Source organism: Thermomicrobium sp., from assembly GCF_053493975.1.
On sequence record NZ_JBRBZA010000077.1, the window covers coordinates 1 to 9006 of the forward strand.

General features: G+C 62.8%; 9 protein-coding genes. All 9 read right to left on the reverse strand.

Annotated features, from left to right (window positions below; all coding sequences use genetic code 11):
* Nucleotides 1–935: 935 nt before the first annotated feature.
* Nucleotides 936–2615, reverse strand: a complete 1680-nt coding sequence (locus ACWIVK_RS12340) for a GMC family oxidoreductase (protein WP_448577028.1) — start codon at nucleotides 2613–2615, stop codon at nucleotides 936–938.
* Nucleotides 2616–2625: 10 nt separating this feature from the next.
* Nucleotides 2626–3147, reverse strand: a complete 522-nt coding sequence (locus ACWIVK_RS12345; RefSeq protein ID WP_448577029.1) for a gluconate 2-dehydrogenase subunit 3 family protein — start codon at nucleotides 3145–3147, stop codon at nucleotides 2626–2628.
* A 25-nt stretch (nucleotides 3148–3172) separates the two neighbouring features.
* Nucleotides 3173–3595 (reverse strand): cupin domain-containing protein, encoded by a 423-nt coding sequence (locus ACWIVK_RS12350; RefSeq protein WP_448577030.1) that lies wholly within the window; start codon nucleotides 3593–3595, stop codon nucleotides 3173–3175.
* On the reverse strand, nucleotides 3592–4359 hold the full coding sequence (locus tag ACWIVK_RS12355) for a FadR/GntR family transcriptional regulator (RefSeq protein ID WP_448577031.1): 768 nt from the start codon (nucleotides 4357–4359) through the stop codon (nucleotides 3592–3594). The genes ACWIVK_RS12350 and ACWIVK_RS12355 overlap by 4 nt, the downstream gene beginning before the upstream one ends.
* Complete coding sequence (locus tag ACWIVK_RS12360; RefSeq protein WP_448577033.1) at nucleotides 4356–5225, reverse strand: carbohydrate ABC transporter permease; 870 nt, start codon at nucleotides 5223–5225, stop codon at nucleotides 4356–4358. Before ACWIVK_RS12360 ends, ACWIVK_RS12355 begins: the two co-directional genes overlap by 4 nt.
* Nucleotides 5225–6142, reverse strand: coding sequence for a carbohydrate ABC transporter permease (locus ACWIVK_RS12365; protein WP_448577034.1), 918 nt, complete (start codon nucleotides 6140–6142; stop codon nucleotides 5225–5227). Before ACWIVK_RS12365 ends, ACWIVK_RS12360 begins: the two co-directional genes overlap by 1 nt.
* Nucleotides 6143–6145: 3 nt before the next feature.
* Nucleotides 6146–7561, reverse strand: coding sequence for an ABC transporter substrate-binding protein (locus tag ACWIVK_RS12370; protein WP_448577036.1), 1416 nt, complete (start codon nucleotides 7559–7561; stop codon nucleotides 6146–6148).
* 44 nt (nucleotides 7562–7605) lie between these two features.
* Nucleotides 7606–8721, reverse strand: coding sequence for a mandelate racemase/muconate lactonizing enzyme family protein (locus ACWIVK_RS12375; RefSeq protein ID WP_448577037.1), 1116 nt, complete (start codon nucleotides 8719–8721; stop codon nucleotides 7606–7608).
* 52 nt (nucleotides 8722–8773) lie between these two features.
* Nucleotides 8774–9006 (reverse strand): DUF433 domain-containing protein (locus ACWIVK_RS12380; protein ID WP_448577038.1); only part of this gene is annotated, 233 nt, incomplete at its 5' end.

Genomic DNA, 9006 nt, shown 5'->3' on the forward strand with positions numbered 1-9006 from the left:
CCGCTCCCCCCTCGCCCCACCACCGGGAGACGAGCGGATGCGCTCAGGCGCAGTCTGACCGAGCGCACGAGACTATGGGGAGCCGCTCTCGTCCGAAACCCAGCTGCGGCACCGTTCGACCGCTCGTTCCCACTGCGCGACAAGCGCACGCCTTCTCGTTTCCGGCAACGCCGGTTCGTAAATGCGACGGTACGCCCAGTGCGCTGCAACTGTTCGGAGATCCCAGAGGCCGAGTCCCATACCAGCGAGCAACGCCGCCCCCCGCGCTGTCGCCGAGGCTTCCGGCACACCTTCTCGAGGGGGCCCAAAACATCCGCCTGAAACTCGGCCCGACGAGCCGAGCACTCAGCCCAGTGACTGGACAGACCCCACGAATATCCGCCCCACGCTTCATCAGGAACGGGATCACAGTCGGCTCACCGGCCACGTGGAGCACCCGCACGGCGAATTGACTGTCCCGTTCTCTGGCCTCGACGGTCGCACGCTGCGAGCCTACGATTCCCTCCGGGACAACGCGCATCACTGTAGTACGCGGCATGGCCTACTCGGAGATCCACCGTCGCGCTGTCGCCGATCCCGGATTAGCGACCAGCGAGATCCACGGCCAAGCTCCCGCTCGTCCATCGAGTGAACGATCGCGCGGACACGGCTAGCGGTCCACACTACCACCGGGATACCGATCGTCGTGCGGGTCACCGGCCGAGTAGCACGTATTCACCGGGCAGCACACGCGGCTGACCGAGAACTGAACGCAAGTGGGTCAGTAGCCCGCAGTCGCACCCGCCCAGCGGGAAGCGACGAACCGCAGCGGATCTGCCCGGCGCGAGCTCCGCTCCAGCGCGTCCCCCGGGAGGCCGAAGCATCAGAGCCTGAGCGTCGGTCAGCTCTCGGACCGCACGAGCGCAGCCATCAGTGCAACGCAGTCCGTGACCTGATCAGCCAGGTAGATCGAGATCGATCGGTCCCGTCGCCCGCCGCGCCTCCGCGAACCGATCGCGCAGGTGCGTCGCTGCCCGCAGGGCGAGAGCAGAAATCGTGCTGGTCGGATTGACGGCGCCGCCCGTAACGAGCACACTGCCGTCGATGATGTACAAGTTGGGGACATCCCAACTCTGATGCCACTTGGTGACGACCGAATCGTCCGGACTGGCTCCCATGCGGCAGGTACCGAGGAGATGCCACGCGGGAGGGGTGTATCCCTTGCCTGGGAGGACGAAGTCGTTCACCTCGGTGTCGAAGGCATCCAGCGCTTGCGCGAGGTCCAGTGCTCGCTCGATACCGAAGCGGATCAGGCGGCGGTCGTTTTCACAGACCCGGTACTGGATGCGCGGAGCTGGAATACCGGTGTCGTCTTTCTTGTCCGGGGAGAGCGTCACTCGGTTCTCTGGCCGCGGCAAGTCATCGCCGACGACCAAGGCACAGAAACCGTGACCAAAGTGTCGACGGAACCACTCGTGATGCTCAGGTCCCCATGGAGCCACGTTCCCGCTATGCGAGCCCAGCGCTTGATAACCCGCTCCATTCAAACGCGCGATGTGGATCGTTAGACCGTTGACGAAGCCACGCCGGATATCGGTCTCGGCGAACTCCTCGCAAATCAGAGCGGCCGAAACGATTCCTTTGTGGGAATCCAGGACCTCATCGACCCAAATCTCGACAATCGCAAGCACATGATGCATGAGATTGCGTCCGACTTGGTCACTGGAGTTTGCGAGTCCGTTCGGGAATCGGCCTGAGGCCGAATTGAGCAAAAGACGCGGCGTGCCGATCCCGTTACAACTCACAACGACCACTTCAGCTGCTTGGAAGTGCCGCGTTCCGGTCATCAGATCGATGTAAACGACACCGGTCGCCCGTCCGCGATCGTCAGTCTCGATGCGCTCGACTCGGGCATGGGTGCGCAGCTCCGCTCCCGCTGCCAACGCGCGCGGCCAGATCGTCAGCGAGACATCGTTGAGCGAGCCACGCCAGCAGCCCGATTGACAGTTCCCACAGTTGTTGCAAGCTGGCCGCCCCCCGAAGTCTTCCGATAGGATGGCACACGGCATCGGCCACCAGTGCCACCCGAGGCGGTCGAACCCGCGCGCGACCACGCGACCGAGTGGCCCCGGCGGCAGCGGCCGGCAGGTGAACGGCCCACGCGGCGGTATGGCTGGGTCACCGAGCCATCCACTGACACCCACCATCTGGTCGATCACATCGTAATACGGTGCCAGGTCTTCGTACGTGATCGGCCAGTCAGGAGCAAGCCCGTGCTCGGTACCTTTGCGGAAGTCACTCGGCCGAAAGCGCGGCCAGGTCGCTGTGTAGACGATCGTCGACCCACCGACCGCGTTCCACATCAACGTGCGCTCGTCATCAGTATCGATCGGATAATCCGCGGGTAAGCGGCGGACGTTCGGTGCCGTATTCCAGCGAGTGAGCCGCTGCCATTCCCAGTCCGGCGAGGCATGTGGGTGATCCGTCGGCCGGATCCACCCCCCTTGTTCCAAGCAGACGACGCGCAGGCCAGCCTCCGCCAAAACCATCGTCGTGATGGCGCCACCGACTCCAGCACCGATGACGACGACATCGACCGGTTCTCGCGGTGACCGTGGTGTCGCTGCAGTGAGCATGACCGCCTCCTCAATAGTCGACCGTCTGGGTCAGGTCCCCCAGACCGCTCAGATCGACACGTCGAACGGCATCGGTCGGAACGTACGCACCCCTGGACTGCTTAGGCAGATCCACCGCGGGGTCGAAGGGATCCATCGAGTACCCGCGGGGCTGCGGCGCCTCGTTGTACTCAAAGCCGAGCGCCCGGACCGCACGCACGACCGGCGGCAATTGGTAGTAGCTGAGGTAGGTAACCATGCGCAGCTGCTCGAACCAGGTCGGTCGCTCTCGCTCCAGCTGCGCCACGAGATGCCGCTGCTCCTCGCTTGGGAGCGCGGCGAACTCCCGCCCCCCAGCTGCCTGATCGAGATAGGCGAGCACATCTTCCACGAATCGCTCACCTTCCAGTGCACGGAGCCGTTCGAAGACGAGTCCCGTCGCTCCAGCGAGCGAAGCAGCTGGAAACAAGTCATCGCCGGGAATCAGAACGTCGATCAGCGCGCTCAGACCACGGGCCAATGCTGCTGGTGTACGTGCTGCAGCGCTCTCCATGGCGACGCTCCTCGATACCACGTCATCAGGCAGGCTGTCCTTCGAGAATCTCGTACGGCGACGGAGTAGGCCAGTTCGGCAGCAGGGGGACGAGCATGATGCCAGCGACGACGACGAGCCGCATCGTCTCGCTCCCCGTGTTGTACACGCGGTGCGGCACGCCCGGCCGGTTCAGCACGGCACTGCCCGGACGAAGTGGATACCGTTGACCAGCGCTTTCCAATTCACCGGTTCCTTGGACGACGTAATACACCTCCTCGCAGCGGTGCTTGTGCAACGGGCTGTGGTGATAAGGCTCGATCTCCACCACCCCCAGACAGAGCGTCATGGCGTCGAAACCTGTCTCGGGGTAGATCAGCTTGAGGTCACGCACCGCCCGATCAGCACTCTGCATCGGTGCGCCCTCGAGAACTTCCTCCGGATAAATCACCACTCGCGACTCGCTCACGGTACACCCCCTTTCGATCCGCTCTCCCGAATCTCCCCTGAAACCGGATCTAACTCCCCGGCGAGCCACGCCGCGATGTAGCGCCATGCGTCGCGCAGGTGTTGGCGCATTGCTGCGCCAGCCCGATCCGGATCCCGCGCTCGGATCGCCTCCAGGATCGCCGCGTGCCCAGCGATCGCCCGTTCGACTTGACCCGGAATATTCAGACTTGCTCTGCGCTCCTCTCCGGTTGCTCGCAGCAGCTGTTCCAAAAAGCGCACGATGAGATCGTTCCGTGTGATCCGCACCAGCAAGTGATGGAACTCGGCGTCCGCCGCGATCGCCGCATCGAGATCACCTTCGTTCCACGCTGCCCGCATCGCCGCGATGGACCATGCGAGCTGCTCGATCTCCTGCGAACTAGCACGTTCCGCCGCCAACTGTGCAACCCCTGGCTCGAAAAGTTCGCGAAACTCGAAGATCTTTTGGACGAGGTCGTCGTGCTGCCGGAGCCACTCTTCGAGCGAGCGTTGACCGATCTCGCTGGCCTCGCGCACGTAGATTCCCCGACCCGGAACGATCGCGAGATACCCCGCGTACTCGAGCGCCCGCAGCGCTTCGCGCAGTGAGACCCGGCTCATGCCAAGCTGACGACAAAGCTCTCGCTCGCTCGGTAACCGGCTTCCCGGCGGAAGAGCGCGACTGCGTATCAAGCCTTTCAATTGCTCCGCTGCTTCGCTCCACAGCGCTTCGCGCTGCACCGCACTGAACACTAGCTTGCTCACTTGATACCTCCGGTCAGGCCGCCCAACAGCCACCGTTGGAGCAGGATGCCAACCATGTACACCGGAATCATCCCGGTCAGCGAGGCCACCGCCATTTGCCCGAACTGGACGAGCTTCTCGCCCTGGAAAAGCGAGATCGCGACGGGAAGCGTTTGCGCCGCTGGACTGTAGGTGAACAAGAGAGCGAAAAAGAATTCATTGTAAGCGAGGAGCGCACAGATGATCCCCGTCGCCGTCAATCCAGGCAAGGCCAATGGGAACACGATCTCTGCCAGAACGCGGAGCGTCCCGGCCCCGTCCAGCCAGGCTGCTTCTTCAATTTCCTCTGGTATGCGAAGCAAGAAGTTATCCAGCAAGTAAAAGGCGACCGGGACATTCGCCGCCGCATAGACCAGTACCAGCCCGATGACGCTGTCGATCAATCCCAAAGAACGCAACAAAAAGAACAGCGGCATCGCTGCCACCACCGGTGGTGCGGTATATGACGCCAGCACCACCGTGGGAATTACGCGTCCACCAGTTCGCAGTCGCACCACTGCGTAGGCCAATGGAAAACTAATAGCCAGGGTCAACACGCTACTCAACGAGGCGGCGACGAGCGAATTGCGCAGGAACCGCAGCAGGGGAACCGTCTCGAAGGCGATCCGCCAGTTCTCGATCACCGGCCGCTCCGGCACGATCCGGCCACTCAGCACTTCACCCTGGCTCGTAATCGAGAGAATAGCCAAGTAGAGAATCGGACTGACGACGAAGATCACCGTCAGCAGGATCCCGAGCGAGACGACCACGCGGCGCCAGAGGCCCAGCAGGATGAGCGGCATCGCTACGCCCTTGCCGCTGGAAGCAACGACCGACTCGCGTGCCATCACCCGATCTCCAAGCGCTGCGCCAGCGACCGAAGCCAAGAAACCGGTAGCGTCACCAAACCGACCGTCACTCCGGTCAGGATCGTCATCGCCGCAGCATAGCCGACATTGAATTGTTGAAACGCGACTCGGTAGATGTAGAAGGAAGCGACCGTCGTCGCAAATCCTGGCCCACCGAAGGTGAGGACGTATACCAAATCGAACAGCTTCATCGCCATGATGAAGCGCAACAAGAGGATCGACGCGAGAACCGGTGCCAACATAGGCAGGGTCATCACCCAAAGACGCGTCCAGGATCCAGCCCCATCGAGCCTGGCCGCCTCCTCGACTTCTGACGGGAGGAGCTGCAAGGCCGCAAAAGTCAGGAGTGCGACGAACGGTGTCCATTGCCAGATATCGGCCACCGCGATCGAGGGAAAGGCCAGCAGCGGTGACCCGAGGAAAGAGATCGGCTGATCGATCAGTCCCGCCCCTTGCAGCCAACGATTCAACAGTCCCCCGCTCGGAGCCAGGACGAGTCGCCAGGCCAATGCGAGCATCACGGGAGGAGTCATCAATGGCAACAGCACCAGGGTGCGCAGCAGCCACCCACCCCGCCGCACCTGTTGGAGCAGGAGGGCGAGCAGGACGCCCAACACCATCTCCACCACCGTTAGGACGGAGGCGAAGAGGACCGTTTTGACCAATGCCGAGCGGAACACTGCGTCCTGAAATGCCCGGCGAAAGTTCTCGAATCCTACCCAGTCGCGAAACGGCTGGCCGAGCGTCGACTGACTGATGCTGAAGAGCACCAACGCCACGACCGGGTAAATGGCGATCACGCTGACCGCTATCAGCCCAGGGCTTGCCAGACTCCAGCCAACCAGTCGTCTACTCCAGCGGTGACGCCCGACCAGCACCGTTCGATCGATCCTCACTCGTCAGCTCCGCAAGATGCGCTCCCACGCAGCCTGTGCATCAGCCAGCGCCTGTTGCGGGGTCTTCGCCCCTTGCAGCATGAGCGCTAGTTCGTCAGCCAAAACGGTCATGAGTTCGGGCGCTTCCGGAATCGTCGGCCAAGGGAAGGCACCACTGAGCGCGGCAGCGGCTGCGCGCTGCACTTTCGGTGCAAACGTCTTGTACTCGTTCGATTCCAAACCAGAGCGCCGCGTCGGATCGATGCCGCTACCTGTCGTCGTCAACAGCTTCCGGTGCATCTCCTTGCTGGTCGCGAATTTGATGAATTCACGAGCCAGCTCCTTCTTCTTCGATCCGGTTGAGACACCGAAGGCGAACCCGGCGTTCAGGGATGGACGAGGTTGCTGATTGCCGCCACCGACCGGCATCTGCACGACATCCCACTTGCCCATGACCTTGGACTGCGAGGGATCCTCGGAATAGACGCCCAAATCGGTCCAGAACTCCATCATCGCTGCCTGCCCTTGGAGAAACGCTGGCAGCGCCTGCTCGAACGCGGTCTCCAATGGCGTCGGCAGCGCATAGGGAGCGACCTCGAGCAGAGCCTCGGCAGCCGCGATCGCCTCGGGACTCGTCAAGAGTGGGCGTCCTTGGTCATCCAGATAACGGCCCCCGAAACCACCCAACCGGTTCGAGTAACTCGAGCAAATGATGATCGGGACTTTCGCCCCCATCACAGCACAACCATAAATGCCTGATTTCTTCTCCCCTTCGGTGATGGTCTTGGCTGCTTGGAGATACTCCTCCCACGTCGTCGGTGCTCGCAGGTTGTACTTTTGGAAGAGTTCTACGTTGTAGAAGAGGACATGGGTATCGCCGTCATAGGGCAGGCCGTAGCGGCGCCCCTCGTATAGCGTGTACGTGTCAAAAATCGATGGGATAAAGTCTCCGGGGTCGATCTCCGGATCTTTCTCGATGAAATCAGTCAAGTCCTCGAGAATCCCATCTCGAGCCAAGGCACCTACCGTGATGTACCAATAGTCGAAGATATCGAACTGATTCGCCCCCGACTGAACGTCCAGCGTCGCCTTCGCCTGGACCTGGTCGTAGGGCACAGCCGCTACGTTCACCGTGACACCGTACGCACTCTTGAACTCCTCCGCCATGATGCGACCAGCTACCACGTGCGGCTGAATGATCATCAAATTCAGCGTTTCACCCGCATACTTCGATGGGCCAGCCGGCGTCGCCATCGGCGTCGGCATCGCCGCTGTTCGAGCGGTCGGACTCGCCATCGCTGGTTGGCTCGGCGTCGGCGTCGGCTCTCCACCCCGGCAGGCAGCCAGGAGCATCGAGCCCAGCACCGCCGATCCGACGACTCCGACACCCTTGAGTAGATCCCGACGTGTCCAGCGACCGCTTCCGAGAACGTCGCTCATCACCTGTCTCCTCTCCGTTCGATCGATCGCCCCCACGCGCACTCTCACACCACGCGGAACCGCTCCGCTCTCACCCGATCGACACGGACACCGAGCCCAGGCCTCCGCGGCGGTAAGCCCTGCCCAGCGTCGACTAGCGGCTCGCTCCCGACGATCGCGCTACGCAGTTCCCACGGCGAAACATCACGTAACAGCGAGTGGCACCCCGGCTCCGTCGTGCATAGGTGCAACGCCGCAGCAAAGCCGATCTCCGAACCGTACTGGTGCGGGCTATACGGGATACCAGCCTCGCGCGCCAACTGAACGACCGCCCGCGCTGCCCCCACCCCACCGATCCGAGCGATGTCCGGCATCACGACGCTCACCGCTCGTCGCTCGACGAGCGCGCGACCATCCGCGACCGTATACGCGTTCTCCCCCGCCGCGAGTGGTACGATCTGTAGCCCTTGCAGTTCTACCAGCCCCTCGATGTCGTCGCGCACGAGCGGCTCCTCGAGCCAACCGAGTTTGTACGGCGCGAGCCGCTCTGCCATCCGCCGGGCCTGCTCGCGTCCCCAGGCCATGTTGGCATCGACGAGCAGTCCTGCCTCGGGCCCGATCGCCTCGCGCACCATCCTCACGAGGGACAAATCCGCTTCCTCGTCGAAGCCGACGCGAATTTTGACCGCTGAGTAGCCCGCTGCTATCGCCTGTTCAGCTTGCCGCGCGATCTCACGCCGGTCCCCGGCAAAACCGACCGCATAGAGAGGCACGCGACTCCACCGACCACCCCAGAGTTCCCAAAGCGGCTTGCCAGCCGCTTGTCCAACGATATCCCAGAGCGCCACCTCGACCGCCCCGATCGCCGCGCGGATCGCGACCACCGACCACAAGTGCCCGAGCGGTGCCAGCGCGACCTCGAGTCGAGCAACCACCTCTGCGGGCTCGTTCCACTCCTGCCCCACTAGCAGCGGCCGTACACCCTCGCGAACCGTCAGCGCCCGCTCTTCCAAACTCCAGAGGGGGAAGGTAACACTCGTTTCCCCCCAGCCCTCGAGACCCTCTTCGGTCACGACCCGCACCAGACCGACATTACGACTCGATGCCTCACCCCACGAAAAGCGTGCCGGTTTTGGCAGAGGCGCGCGAAGACCGATGAACTCGACTTCGCGTATCCGCATCGACGTCTTCCTCATCCGTTCAACTGGTCTGGCCAGCTGACCACAGTGTAAATCATCGGAGTCGGCCCGTCAAGTCTTGTCTAGAGTTACTCGGCACGAACACACGCTTGGGATGGGGGGTCAGCCTGGCATCGACCGTCGAGACCAACGAGTCGAGGACCTGCTCGACCGCGATCCGGGTGCCGCGGATGACTGGTTTTCCCGCGAGGACGGCTTCGTCGATCGTGATCCGCTCCTGCCACTGCTGTTCGCTCGCTCCGTTCATCGCCCGTCTCCTCGTCGACC